This is a genomic window from Cupriavidus sp. Agwp_2, from assembly GCF_040784895.1.
Classification (GTDB): Bacteria; Pseudomonadota; Gammaproteobacteria; order Burkholderiales; family Burkholderiaceae; genus Cupriavidus.
Genome location: NZ_CP088083.1, coordinates 379,259 through 396,824, shown reverse-complemented (window position 1 = coordinate 396,824; position 17,566 = coordinate 379,259). Strand labels below are relative to the sequence as shown.

The following is a 17,566-nucleotide window of genomic DNA, read 5'->3' as shown; positions in this document are numbered from 1 at the left end:
TACGAATGTGTCCGCATGACGTCATGCGGTTTCTGCCGCGCCGGGGATGACGCGGCATCTGCAAGCGCTCAGGTTGTTCCCAAGCGCTCGCGCGTGCGCCGGGCCACATCCTTGGCCCACGGGAACGCATCCCAGTAGCGCCGCGCAAACTGCTCGATCTCGTCGCGCTGCGTCAGCGACAGGCCGATCATGTCGAGCCCCTCCAGGAACATGCGGCGATGCCGTGCCGACAGCTCGAACGGGAAGTCGCCCACCGGCGTGCGCACCTGCATGGCCTCGACATCGATGTGGATGGCGTTGGCGCTGTCGGCATCGACCGCGTTCATCAGCCGTTCGATCACCTCGCGCGGCAGCATCACCAGCAGCAGCCGGTTGTTCATCGCATTCGAGTAGAAGATCTCGCCGAAGCTGGGCGCGATCACGGCGCGGATGCCGAATTGCTGCAGGCCCCATACGGCATGCTCGCGGCTGGAGCCGCAGCCGAAATTGGCGCCGCCGACCAGGATGCTGGTGCCGGCGTACTCCGGCCGGTTCAGCACGAATTCCGGGCGCCGCGCGCCGGTGGCGTCGAAGCGGTGGTCATAGAGAATGCCTTCGGCGAGCCCGGACTTGTCGATACCGCGCAGGAACTGCTTGGGAATGATCTGGTCGGTGTCGAGGTTCTCGAAACGGATCGCGGCGGCTTTGCCGGTGAGGCAGGAAAGTTCAGGCATGGGACAGCTCCAGCTTGCGGACGTCGGTGATCGCGCCGGTAATGGCCGCCGCGGCCGCCATGGCCGGGCTCATCAGGTGGGTGATGGCACCGCGTCCCTGCCGGCCTTCGAAATTGCGGTTGGTGGTGGAGGCGCAGCGCACGCCGTCGGCGAGCACGTCGTCGTTCATGGCCAGGCACATCGAGCAGCCGGGCTGGCGCCATTCGAATCCCGCGGCGGTGAGGATGTCGGCCAGCCCTTCGCGCTCGGCCTGCGCCTTCACCGCGCCCGATCCCGGCACGACCATGGCACGCACGCCCGCAGCGACGCGCTTGCCGCGCACCACGCTCACGACCGCGCGCAGGTCTTCGATGCGGCCATTGGTGCATGAGCCGATGAAGACGTGCTGGATCGGCGTGCCGGCAAGCGTCGCGCCCGGCTGCAGGTGCGTGTAGGCCAGCGCGCGCTCGACCGCGCGCTGCTCCGCCTCGTCGATCTGGTCTTCAGGGAACGGGACCTGGCCCGACACCGGCAGCACCTGGTCGGGGCTGGTACCCCAGGTCACGTGCGGCTCGACCTGGCTCGCGTCGAAGACGTATTCCATGTCGAACTGCGCGCCGGCGTCGCTGTGCAGCGTCTGCCAGTACTGCAACGCGGCGTCGCGCAGCGGGCCATCAATATCCGGCGCGCGGCGCAGCACGTAGTCGATGGCGGCCTCGTCCGGCGCAATCAGCGCACCGCGCGCGGCGGCCTCGACCGTCATGTTGCACAGCGTGAAGCGGGCTTCGATGCTCAGGTCGCGGATGGCCGTGCCGCAGTACTCCACCACGTAGCCACGCGCACCCTGCGCGCCGATCGCACCGATGATGCGCAGGATCAGGTCCTTGGCAGTGGTGCCGAGCGGCAGCTTGCCGTCCACGCGGATGCGCATGGTCTTTGCCATCCGGTAGACCAGCGTCTGCGTGGCCAGCACGTGCTCGACCTCGGACGTGCCGATGCCAAAGCCCAGCGCGCCGAGCGCACCGTAGGTGGTGGTGTGGCTGTCACCGCAGATCACCACCGTGCCCGGGCGGATCATGCCGTGCTCGGGCGCCACCACGTGCTCGATGCCCTGCAGCGTGTCGTTGGTGTCGAACAGCGGGATCGCGTGCCGGTCACAGTTGCTGCGCAGGTTGGTGGCCTGCAGCGCCGACGCCGGATCGGCGATCACGCGGATCGCGCCGGGGTGCGTGGGGATGATATGGCTGACCACGGCCACGTTCTGCCCCGGCACCAGCACGCCGCGCCCCTGCTCATGCAGGCCGGCGAAGGCCTGCGGGCTGGTGTATTCGTTCATCAGGTGCAGGTCGCAGTACAACAGCACGTTGTCGTCGTCGATCCTGGCGACGGTATGGGAGTCGACCAGCTTCTGGTACAGGGTCCGGGGTGTCATGGCAAAGGCCTTGGTAATGCTTGGTGATGGTATGACGGTCATTCCGCGGTGATGCCGCGCTGCTTGATCAGGTTGGCCCACACTGGCATTTCTTTCTCCAGCCGCTGCCGGGCGGCCGCGGGCGTGCTCGGCGTCGGCTCGAAGCCTTCCTTGAGCATCCGGTCACGCGTGGCCGGCGTCGCGAGCGCGGCGTTCAGCGCGGTGTTCAGCTTGTCGATGACCGGCTTGGGCGTGCCCGTCGGCGCGAACACCATGAACCAGGTCTCGAAGTTGTAGCCAGGCAGGCCGGCCTCCGCCGCCGTCGGCACGTTCGGCAACTGCGCGGAACGCCTGGAACCGGTCACGGCCAGCGCCTTGAGCTTGCCGCCCTGCACATGCTGCTGGGCCGCCGACACCACCGGGAAACTCATGTCGACCTGGCCGGCAATGGTGTCGACCAGCGCCGGACCGCCGCCGCGATACGGCACGTGGACGATCGACACGTTGGCCACCGACTTGAACAGCTCCGCCGACATATGGAAGGTGCTGCCGTTGCCGGCCGAGCCGTAGGTCATCTTGCCCGGCTGGGCCTTCGCCGCGGCGATCAGCTCCGGCAGCGTCTTCGCCGGGATGTTGTTGTTGACCACCAGCACGTGCTGCGAGCTGGCGACCATGCCAATCGGCGCAAGGTCCTTCAGCGTGTCGTACGGCATGCGCGGGAACAGGCCGGGGTTGATCGCCAGCGACACCGTCTGCAGGCCGATGGTGTAGCCATCGGCGGGCGCCTTGGCGACGGCGTCGACACCGATGTTGCCGCCGGCGCCGGCGCGGTTCTCCACCACCATGGTGCCGCCGAGGCTCTTGGCCCAGGCATCCGCGACCAGGCGCGCGGCGATGTCGGCGCTGCCGCCGGGAGCATAAGGCACGACCAGGCGGACCGGGCGCTGGGGATAGGACTGGGCGGCGGCGGTGCCAGCGGTGGCGGCGAAAGCCGCGGCGCAAGCCATCAAGGCCGTCAGGCGGACAAGTTTCACGGGCGTCTCCTGTGGGATGAATTGTTGTGGAAACGATCGTATCATTGCCCCGGAGAAACATAATTCAGACTCCGTTACTTCTTTAGTTCCTGTAATTCAGCAATGGACAACTTTTCCGACCTGGCCTTCTTCCAGTGCATCAACAAGCACGGCAGCCTGGCCGCCGCCGCGCAGGAGCTGGGCGTGACGCCGCCCGCGGTCAGCAAGCGGCTGGCCGCGCTGGAGGCGCGGCTGGGCGTGCGGCTGCTGCACCGGACCACGCGGCGCATCAGCCTGACGCCGGAGGGCGAAAGCTACCTGGTCGAAGGCGCGCGCATCCTGGCGGAAATGGAAGCGCTGGAACGCGCCATCGCCGGCAGCAGCAGCACGCCGCACGGCCTGCTGAAGATCGGCGCAACGCTGGGTTTCGGTCGCCGCCATATCGCGCCCGCGCTGTCGGCGTTCGCACGCGCGTTCCCCAGGATCGAGGTGCAGCTGCACCTGAGCGAACGGCCGCTGAACCTGGTCGAACAGGGCCTGGACGCTCTGATCCATTTCGGCGAGCTGCCCGACGTGCGGCTCACCGCGCGGCTGCTCGCCAACAACCGCCGCCTGCTGTGCGGCGCGCCGTCCTACCTGCAGGCCGCCGGCGAGCCGGCGAACCCGCGCGAGCTGGCGCGGCACAACTGCATCTTCATCCGCGAGGCGGACGAAACCTTCGGCACCTGGCACCTGCGCAACGGCGCCCAGCAGGAAACGGTCAAGGTGCGCGGCACCATGAGCACCAACGACGGCGAATCGGCGCTGGCGTGGGCGCTGGACGGGCAAGGGCTGCTGGTGCGGTCCGAATGGGACGTGGCCGAGCACCTGCGCAGCGGGGCGCTGCGCCGCGTGCTGCCGCAGTGGCAGCTGGCGCCGGCGGATATCTACCTGGTGTTCCCGGCGCGCAACCACCGGCCCGACAAGGTGCGGGCGCTGGTGGATTTCATGCTGGAGCGGTTTGCCGGGCACCGCTCGCGGGGGCCGGGGGGCGCGGACAGCGCGTGGTAGCGCCGTCGCCTGGAACTTCCACGGCACTCCGGCACGGAAGGTCCTCGGATCCGTGGGGTGGATATGGTGGTCGTTGATGCCGGCAGGCGTGCCGCCGGCTGCCGTGCCCCGCCTTATCCGGCGAACCGGTAGCCCAGCCCCACTTCGGTCAGCAGGTGTACCGGCTGCGCCGGGTCCGCTTCGAGCTTGTGGCGCAGGTGTCCCATGTAGACCCGCAGGTACTGGCTGCTCTCCGACTGCGCGGGGCCCCACACCTCGCGCAGCAGTTCGCGGTGCGTCATGACCTTGCCGCGATGCGCGATCAGCACCGCCAGCAGCCGGTACTCGATCGGCGTCAGGTGCACCGCCTGCCCGCCGCGCGTGACCACGCGGTTGGCGAGGTCGACGTGGACGTCGCCGAACTTGACCTGGCTGGAACCCTGCGGATTGGCCCGGGCATGCCGGCGCAGCAGCACGCGCAGGCGCGCCACCAGCTCGGCCACGCCGAAGGGCTTGGTCAGGTAATCGTCGGCCCCCGCGTCCAGCGCGCCGACCTTGTCGGCCTCGCCGCTGCGCGCGGACAGCACCAGGATCGGCACGGCGGTCCACGTGCGCATCTCGCCGATCAGCTTGAGCCCATCGCCGTCCGGCAGGCCAAGGTCGAGGATGACCAGGTCGGGCTGGCGCGTCCCGGCCTCGATCAGGCCGCGCTTGAGCGACTCGGCCTCGTGCACCGTGCAGCCCTCGGCCTCCAGCGTCAGGCGGACGAAACGGCGGATATGCGGTTCGTCCTCGACGAGCAGGATCGTGGGCGAGAAATCGAACGGCATCTATGCCTCTCCTTGCCTGGTTGGCGACAGCTCTGGCAGTTCGGCCGGCTCGGGCTCGATCGTGGGCGGGTTGCCGCGCGGCAACGCGATGGTGAAGCGCGCGCCGGTGCCCTCGTCGGGACGTTCATGCTCCCCATGCCGCTGCGCAGGTTCCACCCAGATGCGCCCGCCATGCGCCTGCATAATGGCATCGCACACGGCCAGTCCCAGCCCGACGCCTGCGGTAGCAGACTCGCGCTCGCCGCGCGTGAATTTCTCGAAGATCTGCCGCTCCCTGCCCCGGGGTACGCCGGGTCCGTCGTCCTCGACCACGACCCGGATCTCGTCGCCCTCGGCCGCCGCGGACAGCCGGATCTGGGTGCCTGGCGGCGTGTACTTGGCGGCATTCTCCAGCAGGTTGCACAGCACGCGCTCGAGCAGCACGCCATCGCATTCCACCAGCGGCACCTGCGACAGATCGGCCACGGCGACACGGTGGCGCGCCAGCGCATCGCGCATCGCGGCCAGGCTCGCGCCTACCAGCTCCTCGACCGACTGCCACTCGCGCCGGATGTGCACGTCGCGGCTTTGCAGCCTGGCCATGTCGAGCAGGTTGACCACCATGGTGCGCATGCGGCGCGCCTGCTCCAGCATCGCGGCGACGGTCTCATCCAGCGGCGGGGCCAGCTGTGGCGTAACGCGCTGCATGGTTTCCGCCATGCCGATCAGGCTGGTCAGCGGGGTACGCAGGTCATGCGAGACCGCGGCCAGCAGCGAACTGCGCAGGCGCTCCGACTCCATCGACAACAGCGCCTGCTGCGCCACCTCGACATAGTGCAGCCGCTCGACCGCGATCGCGATCAGCGTGCAGAACACGTCGGCCTGCCGGCGCAGCGCGGGCTGCGCGAATGCGTGCGGCACCGCGGGCTCCACGGCGAGCACGCCGCGGGTCCGCATCGGCGCCTTCAGCGGCAGGTACAGCACCGTGCTGCCCGGCAGCGTGTTGGTGCCGGTGCCGGCGGGCTGGCCATGGTGGAAGACCCATTCGGCCAGCACGCGGTCGATCGAGTCGGTGTGCCCGGCGCTGCTTCCCATGCTGCGCGGCGGGCTGGCATCCGACACCGGCGGCAACAGCCGCCCGTCCTCCGAGACCAGGAAGAAGGCCGAGCTGGCATCGAAGGCGGCGCGCAGGAAGCGGCTGCCGATCGCGACGATCTGTTCGGGCTGCAATGCCGCCGAGAGTTCTCGCGCCAGTTCGTACAGCGTGCGCGCATCTTCCTCGCGCCGCACCGCCAGCCGCGCCTGCTCGCGCAGCCCCGCGGTCAGCTGGCCGACTACCAGCCCGACCGACAGCAGCACCAGGAAGGTCAGCAGGTACTGCACGTCAGTGACGGCGAAGGACAGCCGCGGCGGCACGAAGAAGAAATCGAACGCCGCCACCGCCAGCACCGACGCCAGCGCCGCCGGCCCGCGGCCATGGCGCAGCGCCACGCCGACCACCGCGACCAGGAACAGCATGACGATGTTGACCACTTCGAACCACGGCAGCGCCAGCGCCGACAGCAGCGTCGCGCCCGCGCACCATGCCACGGCCCAGGCGTAGTCCTTGCGCCTGGCGCCATCGGTGCTTGCCGAGGTTTCCGTTTCGTCGATGCCGTGGCGTGGACGGAGATCGGCGCGCGTCATGTCGGCGGCCACGCGGATGATATCGATCTCGGGGCAGCCGCGCGCCAGCGAATCGGCAAAGCTGGCGCGGCGGCCGGGCAGCCCACCCGGGCCGCTGACGAGCGGCGACAGCACCAGGCCCAGCAGCGCCCGCGCACGCTCTACCGGCGAGCCGCCGCGGCGCCAGTCCGCCGGCGCGCGGCCGAGCACGACCTTGGTCAGGTTATGGCGGCGCACGTAGCCCGCAATTGCCTGCACCATGTCGTTGCCAGCCAGCGTCTCGGTCCGCGCGCCCAGTTCCTCGGCGAGGCGCATCGCGGCCTGCAGGCGCAGCCTGGCCGTATCGGATAGCGGCGCCAGACGGGGCGTCGCCACCGTCACCATGTGCCAGTCGCAATCGAGCTGCCCGGCGAGCCGGCGCGCGCTGCGCACCACCTGCTCCGCATCGTCGCCGCTGCCGATGCAGGCGAGCACCGCCTCGCGCGTGCGCCAGACCGCCTGCACGGCTTCGGACTGGCGCCAGGCGCGCACATCGTCGTCGATACGATCCGCGGTGCGGCGCAGCGCCAGTTCGCGCAGCGCGATCAGGTTGCCCTTGCGGAAGAAATTCCGTGCCGCGTGGCGCGCCTGCTCGGGCAGGTAGACCTTGCCCTCTTTCAGCCGGCGCAGCAGTTCATCGGCCGGCAGGTCGACCAGCACGACCTCGTCAGCGGCGTCGAAGACCGTGTCGGGCACGGTCTCCCACACGCGGATGCCGGTGATGCCGCCGACGGCCTCGTTCAGGCTGTCGAGGTGCTGCACGTTGACCGTGGTCCACACGTCGATGCAGGCCGCCTGCAGCTCCTGAATGTCCTGCCAGCGCTTGGGATGGCGGCTGCCCGGCGCGTTGGAATGCGCCAGTTCGTCGACCAGCACCAGCGCGGGATGGCGGGCCAGCGCCGCGTCCAGGTCGAACTCGCTCAAGACCCGCTCGCGGTACGGCACTGCTTTCATCGGCAGGCGCTCGATGCCGTCGATCAATGCGTCGGTTTCCGCGCGGCCGTGGGTCTCGACCACGCCGATGACGGCATCGATGCCCTGCGCCGCCGCCGCGCGCGCTGCGGTGAGCATGGCAAAGGTCTTGCCAACGCCCGCCGACGCGCCGAAGTAGACCCTGAGCTTGCCGCGCGCGGCCCGTGCGGTTTCGGCCTGCACCTGCCTGAGCAGGTCATCCGGATCGGGGCGTGCGCCCGCGGCGCGGAGTTCGGTATCAGGCATGGGAAAGTTCGCGTCCCATGCTAGCAGAACGGCCGCCTGCCACACGCACGGCGATGGCAAATGGATGGCGCCCTGCGGCGCGGCGCGGCGAAGGCGATCAATACGATCAGGAAGATCCCGATCACGGCATGGCATCCTTGAGTGAGTCCTGGCATGCAGCTTACCGGCAGGGTCGTAAAAACCGGGTAGAAAGGGAGCGGGTCGGCATAAAGAACGTATAAAGATCGCACCCGGCCGGCGAGTCAGTTGCCTGCCCCCGATATTTTGACTATATTCGAAATATGGAAACCGACAAAGCCCTTGAAGCGCTTGCCGCGCTTGCACACGCCATCCGGCTGGCCGTATTCCGCTTGCTCGTGCAGGCGGGTCCTGAAGGCCTGCCCGCAGGGCGCATCGCAGAACTCATGGAGATGCCGCCCTCGTCGCTGTCCTTCCACCTGAAGGAGCTGCACCGGGCTGGCCTGCTCGCCAGCCGCCAGGAAGGGCGCTCCATCATTTACGTGGCTCAGTTCGAAACCATGAATGCCCTGCTCGGATACCTCACGGAGAACTGCTGTGGCGGCAATCCGTGTTCTCCGGTTTCCAGCTGTTCCGTCACCTCTGGGTCCATGGAGCATGACCGCACCTGATACTCCATAAGCTACTGACATAAAAAAACCCCGCGCACAGGCGGGGTTGGTGTCACGGTTCTGCGTTAGGCAAACTCAGAACGGTTCTGTTGCGCAATGGCGTAAACATTGACCGCAAACCGGCATGGATGGTGGCTTTGGGAGAGATGCGACCCGGCAATCGTAAAGATTGAGGATCGTGGGGGCCCAGGCTAGGGCCGGAGATCGATGCGCGATGCGCTGGAGTGGGATCATTCTCCTACACATTCATGCAGGATGGCGGAGCGAATGCTCACCAATTTTGCGTAGCTTTCTCGGGAGCCGTATAAAGCACTCTGACCAGATGGCAGAATATTTCTGTTTCCTGCCGGAATGGAGCGTCCCGTGTCACACACTCGACATCAGCCCGTCCAGCACGGCTCGGACGGTCTAGCCTTTTCGGTTCAATGGATCCAGGGGGCGATCCAGATCCTCGATGCTGAGGCCGCGTTGCAGGCACTGATTGGTAATACGTTGCCAACGCTCCAGCCAAGACGCTTCGAGTTGTTCATACCATCGGATCTTTGCGCGCAGCCTCTCCACCGTTTGATCGAGGTACGCGATTTCATCGCGGCGCGTTCGCGACCGGGACTTCTGTCCGCGATCGGCCAACGCTCGCTTCGCTTCCTGATAGGCGTGCACGATTTCAGGGTGACGGCTGAGCGCTTGCCGGCTGTATCCAGAGAACGCTTCGATACGCCACCAGGTCAGCTGCGTACCAAGCTCCCTTCCTTGCCATCGCTCAAGCTCGGCAATGATTCCTGCCTTCCTTTGCTCACTAATCTTTGCACTCGCGCGGATGCGTGCCGGCATTTCCAGACTCCTCCACGTATTGCACCAGATCAGCTTGATGGAATCCTATCGTTGCTAGCTGCTTCATCAGCTGATCATATCGAGTCGCAATGTGCCGATACCAATCCGATTGCATCAAGGATCGCGACCTCGCACGCGCCGTCACCGTATGCAGACTGACATATGCCACAGCCGCCTGCCTCTTCAATTCATGCACTCTCGCCTCTTCGCCCTTGATCCAAAGGTAGTCATCACACTTCGCCGTGCATTGCAAATGCCGCTCGCAGGGCGACATCTGGAAGTCGTGGACGCATAGTCCCGGTCCCACGTCGTGGACCGCCTTAATGCGCGCTGCCAGGAATGTCTTTTCCACTTCAAGCGGGAGGGCTTTGGCCACCTCAACGATACCGCCCGCCAACTTGCCTTCCAGAACCTCCTTAACCACCTGCGCCGCGCGCTGGGCAGTCGTCAGATGTTGATAGGCTCTCGTGTCTGCCTCATGCTTTCGCCCGAACCATTTCGTTTGCACGAGATCCGGCGCCCCACCTTCGTCCAGCAGATGGTTCAAGAAGTGCCGGAGTCCATGCGATCGCAAACGCAGTACCAGGCCATCTTCACCCGCAAGCCCATACCGCTCGAACGCCGACCGAATGGCGGGCCGTCCGGCCAGGAAGTCCTGCACGTTCTGATCGGACACCAGCCGGGCCGCATATGTGAGCGTTGTCCGTGTCCCGCGATGGAGCTGGTTCGCATAGACGACGCACAGCGCTTGGTGGAGCTTGAGTCCTTGACCGGCGGCCCCCGGGATCACCGGTCCGAACCAATGGTCTTTTTCAATGCCTCTGCACAGCGCGTCGCGATCTACGCGTAGCCGTCGATCCACGATCTCGAAGGGAATCGCGCGGGCCCGCAGGAATTGCGCAAGATTCGAACTGTTCAACCCTAGAACAGCTCGCAGGTCACGCGTGTATAGAACTTTGGGAAGCGCGTTCCTCGGCATCAGAGATCCGCGGCGGCTGGCTTGCAAAGCAACCTGTCGCGGCCCAGCGGTTGCCTCGCGCAGTTCCGCCACTGCAGCCTCCACTAGATCCACCGTCTCGGACAGTAATGGCTTGGAATGCCATTCGACCATCACGTCGTCAGCGCGACCTTTCAGCCTCGCATAGCGCAGGTTCCGACTGCCATCCTGCGCGACGGAGATCGGATTCACCGGCAGCGTCAGCATCTCGCCAACTCTCAGGCCCGTACACGCCATGATCGTGGCGATCAGAATCAGTATGCGGTCCGCGGCGCCCGCGTCGTCCAGGTGTTCGGCTCGAGGGATCGTCTGGTAGAGCCACCCAAGCGCCCGGATCGCTTCTTCTTTGGGCAACCTGTCCGGTACCTCAGTCGGAGTGTCCCCGATCCTATCGGGGGTTAATGACCGGGGCCGCGCTTTCCGCCTACAACGCCAGTCCAGCCTCACCCGGCTGAGCCGGTATCGGTCCAACATATCGGCGAACTCCTCCATGTGGCCAAGAACCTTGTATGCGGATGTCTCCCGTTCCTTTCGGAGAACCATGGCCGCCGCCCGATCCAGATCATCTTTACATAATTCGCTGAGTTGACGCCCCGGCCTTCGGATTGCTTCGCAGACGTAGCGCGTAGCGCGGATGAACACGCTGTGGCTTCCCACAGACTGACCTCGCTTTTGATGGCGCATGCATACAAGCGCCTTGACCAGCTCCGCGAAGGCCTCTGGCAGCGGCTCGCCCACACCCTTGGCCACTTGCCTGTGCTGCGTGAATGGCAGTCGCAGTCCGCGGGCATTTGCCTTGTATGCTCGCGTTCGGTGTTCATAGGCCGCCGAGACATCCCAGACCGCCGCTGCCCAATCGACGTCACCGAACGGCATCAACGCTTTCGCCTTGCCGATCAACTGTTTTGCGTTCTCGACCCAGTCATCGCCTGCGAGTACCTCCGGGCGGCCGACGGCCGCCATGGTCTTACGCCTGCCCGCCGTTCCGTTTGCCATGGTGAGCCACCAGTTGAACAACCTCTGCTACTGCGTAGATCACCTCATCCATCTGTACTGACAGTCGCGTGCCGAGCCGACCACGGCGATCTTCTCTGCCTTTGAGTAGCGCATCTAGTACGGCTTGGTGATCAGCCTCAAGGTACGGCTGGAACTTGGGGCACACGTAGCAGGAGAATGGTGGGTCCAGCAAGCAGCGCGGTGACTGGCCGCATGCGCCAATCTCCACTGGATCCACCGCTTCCGTGTCGCCGACGAAGCGGACTCGCTTTTCCTGGCTCACCTCCTTCGCCACTTCCGAGTCTGCTCCGATGGGCGCCCCTTTGAACAGCTTCATAAGAGGGCCGAGTCGCAGAGCTGCGGCGCGATCCATAATGCGGGTCAGCCGCTCTCCCTTCAAAGCGTAGTAGACCCGCACATGTTGCGTATCGGAGTGGTCCAACATCGTGGCGAGTACGGTCTTGGATGCGCCAAGCTCCACCATCGTCGTCGCGAAGGTGTAACGCAATCGGCGCGAACTCAGTCGAAGCAGCCGCCCTGTTCGAGGCGATACGATCGCCATTCGTGTTGCGAACGCCCGTATAAGTGACAGAAACTCCTTTCCCGTCATGTGGTGCGCGTACTCTTCAATACCGGTACCGGCTCGCCACGCGTCCGCACTGGCGCGCATAAATAGCGGTCGCGGATACCCTTTGCAATCGATACTCGCGTTGGCCGCCAGCAGATCCCTCATCAACTGCAATAGCTCGTTGCTTACCCGCTCTTCCACGAATTGTTGACGTGCTCCTATCCCCCACTTTTTGATGCGAGGGATGGCCAATATCCACTGTGGCGGCACATCGAACGCTGCTAACTGGTTGGACAGGTCCTCTTCCCTCAGGAGGCAATAATTTGATGGATTCCGACCATAAGCGAGGCTCAACGCTACCGCGGCACGCTGCATCACATGCGATCGCTCCTGCGAGCGGTCACTCGCCAATGCCGCTCGCAAGACGGTTACCTCGGTGTCCCAGAGCGGCCCGCGTTCTTCGTCCTCCATCTCCACGGCCAGCAAGGAAGAGCGCGTGGGCACAGGAACCTCGTCTAGCTCGAGCGCGAACTGCTCATCGAACCCCAGACATGGCAGCATTGTTGCCGACCAACGATACCAACTTCGCAGAAGGTAGAACTCGTCCATCGCCTTCCCGGTCCGCAGCGCGCGAACGGCTGCCTCGACATGCCTGCGCAGGGCACCCTTCAGATCGTCTGCCTCCGCCGTCGACGCCAAGGCTTGCCATTGCTCCAATAGCAACCGTGCCTGAGTACCATTGTCAGAGGACCTTCCTCTCAGGGCGCCAAGCACAGTAGTCAGCGCGTTCAGCACACTCCATCCCGCTTGCTGCGTCATAAGCATCGATGCCCATCGCCGCAGCGCGTAGCCCACGATGATGCTTCCGTCCGACTGCCTCGCCCAGTCAAACGCCGCATGGAAGGTCGGGACGTTGAACTTCCAGTACGTTCCACTCATTTCCATGCGACGGCCATCTCGATCGATGACGTAGCTCGGCAACGGCGGGAGTTTGTTTTGGCGCAGCAATGACATGATGGCGCGGTTGACTTCGGAGTTGGTCATTCGATATCCGAAGTCAATGCATTAAAGATCGTGGACTGGTATTCAAGGCTGAGTTCACAAGACTCTCGCCGGATTGCATGCCAAACGTACGGCCGGATGGAGTCCGACGAACGCCAACCAAAGAAGTACATCATGTGCTTCTCGATTCGCTCCTCATCCAGGCCGGTGCGTAGCGCTTGCGCACGGAAGTTCGTCGCGCACGTGCTGCGCAGGCAGTGAGGATGCAGATCGCGGAATTCCGCGTGCGCTGCGCCCACCTGCGTGACCAATCCATTAACGCGAGCCAGGCTCATCGGCGTCCCATTCCGGCTCAGGAACAGAAACGGACTTTTGTCTGCACCCGGTACCTCTCGACGGATTCGACAGATATAGGCGTTCAACAGTCCAGCCAGCGCGCGATCGCAAGGCAACTGTCGCGACTCCGTCTTCACCTGCGGTTCGTTGCGACGAGGATCCCTTGCGTCGTCAGGCGAGCGCTCGACCCTGATCTCCGGAATGGCTCCGGATAGCATGCAGTCCCCAACCCGCAGTTTTAGGATTTCACCCCGCCTGATACCCAGCAACAACAGCACTAGGACGATGAGGTAGTTGCGATCCTGATACGGCGCCTTCCACGGATTTTTATCATCACCAGGACGGCAGATGCTCAGAAGACGATTCACCCCCTCCGCGGACAGCGGAGAGGCATGATGCACTGAAGCGGCACGTCTTGGCCCTGCCGTGGCAAAGGTGTGCTGCATCGTCGTCAGTCGCTCCCTGATATCGCTCAGTTCCGGGCAACCGGTCGGCAAACGCCCCATGGCGCCTTCCAGATGCCAACGAATGAACTGCATGACGACCTGCAGACGCTGCGCTACGGTAGTCGGGGCCACGACCAGCCGGCGCACTGCTGCTCGCGACTGGAAGTTGCGTCGTAACCAAGGATAGAGTTGACCGGCAATCTCGTCCGGTGAGAGGCCCTCGCCGGCAATCAGTCTCGCCTGCAGCGGAATGGAATGCTGATCCGCCCACAGCCACAACAGCCCGAGGACCTGCAGTGTTTTGGACAGACTGTTGGCTGACAGCCGCGGACGCAGCCGCAGAATCGCATATTCGTTGATCCAGCTGATGGGATGCCGGTCGGCGTCCAGTAGGATCGGGAAGCGCTCGCCATCCGGATGCCGGACCGTCACCACATGGAATCGGGCATGCATTGGCGCTCCTTCGGCCGACGCGTCCCAATTACCGTAGATGGAATGGTCGCCTCCCGCCTCGGCGAATCGCCGACCGTGCCGGAGCAGTTCGTAAGGCTGAGCTCCCATGTGTGTCACAGTGGTGATTCTGTCGTCGCAGCCTGCCAAGGAGGATCCACATGGAACCGACCACAGTAGCCATCGATCTGGCCAAGCACGTTTTCCAAATTCATTTCGTTGAGCCAGACACTGGCACGATTCACAGCAAAGCCATGAGGCGCGCTCAGCTGTTGCCGTTCTTCACAAACCGACCGCCATCCCGCATCGTCATGGAGGCCTGTGGCAGTGCGCATTACTGGGCACGGAAGTTGTCTGCACTCGGGCACGATGTCCGGCTTATTGCGGCCCAGTTCGTGCGGCCGTTTGTCAAATCCAACAAGAACGACACCGCAGACGCCGCAGCAATCTGGGAGGCAGCGCAACGCCCAGGAATGCGGTTTGTGGCCGTCAAGACGGAGGAACAGCAAGCCATGCTGGCGCTCCACCGCATGCGCCAGCAACTTGTACGCTTTCGCGTGATGCAGGTGAACCAGTTGCGCGGACTATTATATGAGTTCGGGGTGGTGCTGCCACAGGGGCGCCGCACGGGGATCGCAGCTGCCAAGATCGCCTTGGCTGATCTGGCAGACCAGTTGCCTGCGATGCTAACGGATGGCTTGCAAGACCAACTATCTCGGCTGCTCGCGCTCGACGAGCAGATCCAACGGATTGAGCAACGCATTATGGAATGGCGCCGCTGTGACGAAGCGTGCCGCCGTATCTCCGACATCCCGGGGGTTGGCCTGTTGACAGCCACTGCCGCAGTCGCCGTCATTGGGAATGCCCGCACCTTCAAGTCCGGACGAGAATTTGCAGCCTATCTTGGACTTGTGCCTCGACAGAGCGGCTCCGGCGGCAAAGTCAAACTGGGCGGCATCAGCAAGCGGGGCGACGTCTATCTCCGCACCTTGTTGATCCACGGGGCACGAGCCGTAATTTCGCGAGCGCGTCATTTGCCAGACCACTTTATATCTATGCTGGCGCGGCGACCGAAAAACGTTGTGGCCGTCGCGCTGGCCAACAAGATGGCGAGAATCATTTGGGCTCTCCTTGCACATGGACGCGCGTACCAGGTTCCCCTCGCGCCACCATTACCGGCGTGACTTCGATGAAACGACTATCCACACCACCTTTCACGGTTGCATAGGTTGATATTGAATTGATGGCAAGACAGGTCGGACCGCGCAGAGCCAAACCTGAAACATTACTCGGACCTTGAGTCCGGACTGTAGATGAGGACCTCTGCGGCGAAATCCATCGGGGCCGGCGGGTACGCCCGCGATAGAGTCCGGATATAAGTCCGCAACCACCTACTGGCTATTGACAAATATCCCTTGCAAAAGGGAGGCGACCATATAAGGCAATGTTTACGACTTTTCCATGTCACGAAGCGGTGGCCGCAGCCCCCGAAAGCAAAAGGCCGGCTCTCGCCGGCGTTTCCCCACACACCAGGTGGATTTGAGACAGGACTCCCTGTCCGGAGGCAGAATTCGGCCACGAGCGGCCAGTCAGAGCTTTTTCTTGATCGACCACTTCAGGCTGACTGCGGTCTTGGAGGGAGACCCGGAGACTAGAGTCAAAGGTGAAGCCGCCGAAGAAAGCCTCACCTGTCAGCTCCAGATGGCGACCAGCTCGGCAATTTTAGTTGCGACCACCGCCATCGTGTCTTCCGACGTGTCAAGTCCGCTTCGCGAAGCAAGCATGGGGCTGACATCCCGGAGCGCAGTGTACGTAGTGCCGTGCACGATGGGCACGAGACGGTTACCCTGCAGAAGAGTCGAAAGTTCTTTGTCGGCGACGCCCTCTTTCGGAAGGCGTGCCAACAAGGCAGGGGTCACCAGGACGAGCCCAATTTTCGAGGCCGCTAAGCCTTTATCGATGGCTCGCATCATCGGCACGCCAAGGCCAAGGTCCTTCTCGCTGAACCAAACCTTGACACCAGCCGCCTCGAGCAAATCGTGCAGCTCCTTGGCGGCGCCCTGCCTGTCATCCCAAGCGTGGCAGAGGAAGCAATCCCGAAGGTCCGGTTTCGCCGCTGCTTCTTTTTCAACAGCCTCGCGAATCGGTGTGAGGGACGCCACCTGAGCAGGCGTGTACGAAACGGACGAACCGGCACGCGACCAGCGCGGCCTTGAACTCCCGCCTCCGCTGGACCTGCCACCGCTGCTGTAGCTGCTCCCGCCGCCAGAAGAGTAGGACGAGCTGTAGCCACTGCCGTACCCGCTGCCATAGCTGCTGCGGTACCCGCCATAGCGGGAACTACATGCAGGGCAGGCTGCTTGCGCGGCTGCCGAGTGGTGCCCTCGAACTGGTGCTGTGCATCGTGCCATTGCTGTGCTATCTCCCTTGTCGTGATGGCCCTAATGATACGCACAGTAACAGAAGCGATCACTGGATGAAGCGGTAGGTATCGGCTTGCGGTAGCTGAGCGGCAGCAGCCGCTGCGAAGCGGCCACAGCGCAGCTACGCCTGAACGACCGCAGAGGGTCCGTTATGCGTCTTTCAACGGTGGTTAGCACTGGCTCACATTCCTCGCACAGCATGTCCACCCCGTTGGACGTTGATGATCCTGCCCGAGATTTTCGCTCCTTGGACGCCGAAGTTGACACTTTTGCTCCCTGACTGAAATCTCATGCTCCTCCGCAAAACCACGCTTGGATCTTTCCAACGCACCACTGCCCATAAGGTACTGATAAAAAAGAAAAACCCCGCATAAAAGCGGGGCTGATCTTCACAAATGTAAGTTACACAAGATTAGAACGGAATATCGTCGTCCATATCCTCGAAACCGTTCGACGGTGCCTGCTGCGGGCGGCGCGCACCGCCACCACCCTGGCCACCGCCCTGGCCGCCGCCTTGGCCACCGCCTTGGCCACCGCCCTGGCCGCCACGGCCGCCGCCGTAACCACCACCGCCGCCGCCTTGCGCGTCACGGCTGTAGCCACCACCACCGCCGCCACCGCCGAAGCCGCCTTCGTCACCGCCGCCGCCCTGGCGCGAGCCCAGCATCTGCATCTGGTCGGCGACAATTTCGGTCGAGTACTTGTCCTGGCCGGACTGGTCCTGCCACTTGCGGGTGCGGATGCGGCCTTCGATATAGACCGACGAGCCCTTGCGCAGGTACTGGCCGGCGATCTCGGCCAGCTTGCCGAACATCGAAACGCGGTGCCACTCGGTGGCTTCCTTCATCTCGCCGGACTGCTTGTCCTTGTAGCGATCGGTGGTCGCCAGGCGGAGGTTGGTGACGGCGTCGCCGCTGGGCATGTAGCGGGTTTCGGGGTCTGCGCCGAGGTTGCCGACGAGAATGACTTTGTTGACCGATGCCATGTGAATGTTCTCCAAAAGCCACGCGCT

General features: G+C 64.1%; 14 protein-coding genes. 3 read left to right on the top strand and 11 right to left on the bottom strand.

Going from position 1 to position 17,566, the window contains the following annotated elements:
* Positions 1 to 68: 68 nt before the first annotated feature.
* From leuD to LPA45_RS01860, 3 genes are read right to left on the bottom strand one after another with little or no spacing between them, the layout of a single operon-like run.
* A complete protein-coding gene (leuD, locus tag LPA45_RS01870; RefSeq protein WP_116317043.1) occupies positions 69 to 713 on the bottom strand; it encodes a 3-isopropylmalate dehydratase small subunit in 645 nt (214 codons plus the stop codon).
* Positions 706 to 2,124: a 3-isopropylmalate dehydratase large subunit gene (gene leuC, locus LPA45_RS01865; protein ID WP_116317042.1), complete on the bottom strand. Its 1,419-nt coding sequence runs from the start codon at positions 2,122 to 2,124 to the stop codon at positions 706 to 708. The genes leuD and leuC overlap by 8 nt, the downstream gene beginning before the upstream one ends.
* 38 nt (positions 2,125 to 2,162) lie before the next feature.
* Positions 2,163 to 3,137 carry a tripartite tricarboxylate transporter substrate binding protein gene (locus tag LPA45_RS01860; RefSeq protein ID WP_376790626.1) on the bottom strand — a complete coding sequence of 325 codons (975 nt, stop codon included), beginning with the start codon at positions 3,135 to 3,137 and terminating at the stop codon, positions 2,163 to 2,165.
* A 102-nt stretch (positions 3,138 to 3,239) separates the two neighbouring features.
* Here LPA45_RS01860 and LPA45_RS01855 point away from each other — a divergent pair, with 102 nt between their 5' ends.
* Positions 3,240 to 4,166, top strand: coding sequence for a LysR family transcriptional regulator (locus tag LPA45_RS01855; protein ID WP_116317040.1), 927 nt, complete (start codon positions 3,240 to 3,242; stop codon positions 4,164 to 4,166).
* Between the two features lie 113 nt (positions 4,167 to 4,279).
* On the opposite strand, the gene kdpE is transcribed toward LPA45_RS01855, so the two are convergent.
* Together kdpE and LPA45_RS01845 are read right to left on the bottom strand one after the other, a co-directional pair.
* Positions 4,280 to 4,975 (bottom strand): two-component system response regulator KdpE, encoded by a 696-nt coding sequence (gene kdpE, locus LPA45_RS01850; protein ID WP_116317039.1) that lies wholly within the window; start codon positions 4,973 to 4,975, stop codon positions 4,280 to 4,282.
* Positions 4,976 to 7,876, bottom strand: a complete 2,901-nt coding sequence (locus LPA45_RS01845; RefSeq protein WP_367394846.1) for a DUF4118 domain-containing protein — start codon at positions 7,874 to 7,876, stop codon at positions 4,976 to 4,978.
* 281 nt (positions 7,877 to 8,157) lie between these two features.
* Here LPA45_RS01845 and LPA45_RS01840 point away from each other — a divergent pair, with 281 nt between their 5' ends.
* A complete protein-coding gene (locus LPA45_RS01840; protein WP_116317037.1) occupies positions 8,158 to 8,505 on the top strand; it encodes a helix-turn-helix transcriptional regulator in 348 nt (115 codons plus the stop codon).
* A 408-nt stretch (positions 8,506 to 8,913) separates the two neighbouring features.
* Here LPA45_RS01840 and LPA45_RS01835 read toward each other — a convergent pair whose 3' ends face one another.
* From LPA45_RS01835 to LPA45_RS01820, 4 genes are read right to left on the bottom strand one after another with little or no spacing between them, the layout of a single operon-like run.
* On the bottom strand, positions 8,914 to 9,336 hold the full coding sequence (locus tag LPA45_RS01835; RefSeq protein ID WP_367394845.1) for a hypothetical protein: 423 nt from the start codon (positions 9,334 to 9,336) through the stop codon (positions 8,914 to 8,916).
* The gene (locus tag LPA45_RS01830; RefSeq protein WP_367394844.1) at positions 9,302 to 11,296 is read right to left on the bottom strand and encodes an integrase; all 1,995 of its coding nucleotides are present in this window, start codon (positions 11,294 to 11,296) and stop codon (positions 9,302 to 9,304) included. Before LPA45_RS01830 ends, LPA45_RS01835 begins: the two co-directional genes overlap by 35 nt.
* Before the next feature lie 4 nt (positions 11,297 to 11,300).
* Positions 11,301 to 12,941 carry a tyrosine-type recombinase/integrase gene (locus tag LPA45_RS01825; protein WP_367394843.1) on the bottom strand — a complete coding sequence of 547 codons (1,641 nt, stop codon included), beginning with the start codon at positions 12,939 to 12,941 and terminating at the stop codon, positions 11,301 to 11,303.
* The gene (locus tag LPA45_RS01820; protein ID WP_367394842.1) at positions 12,938 to 14,134 is read right to left on the bottom strand and encodes a tyrosine-type recombinase/integrase; all 1,197 of its coding nucleotides are present in this window, start codon (positions 14,132 to 14,134) and stop codon (positions 12,938 to 12,940) included. The genes LPA45_RS01825 and LPA45_RS01820 overlap by 4 nt, the downstream gene beginning before the upstream one ends.
* Before the next feature lie 158 nt (positions 14,135 to 14,292).
* On the opposite strand from LPA45_RS01820, the gene LPA45_RS01815 reads away from it, so the two are divergent.
* Positions 14,293 to 15,315: an IS110 family transposase gene (locus LPA45_RS01815; protein WP_367394841.1), complete on the top strand. Its 1,023-nt coding sequence runs from the start codon at positions 14,293 to 14,295 to the stop codon at positions 15,313 to 15,315.
* A gap of 507 nt (positions 15,316 to 15,822) precedes the next feature.
* Here LPA45_RS01815 and LPA45_RS01810 read toward each other — a convergent pair.
* Together LPA45_RS01810 and LPA45_RS01805 are read right to left on the bottom strand one after the other, a co-directional pair.
* A complete protein-coding gene (locus LPA45_RS01810) occupies positions 15,823 to 16,293 on the bottom strand; it encodes a toll/interleukin-1 receptor domain-containing protein (RefSeq protein WP_367394840.1) in 471 nt (156 codons plus the stop codon).
* Between the two features lie 673 nt (positions 16,294 to 16,966).
* Positions 16,967 to 17,539 (bottom strand): single-stranded DNA-binding protein, encoded by a 573-nt coding sequence (locus tag LPA45_RS01805; protein WP_367394839.1) that lies wholly within the window; start codon positions 17,537 to 17,539, stop codon positions 16,967 to 16,969.
* Positions 17,540 to 17,566: the final 27 nt, after the last annotated feature.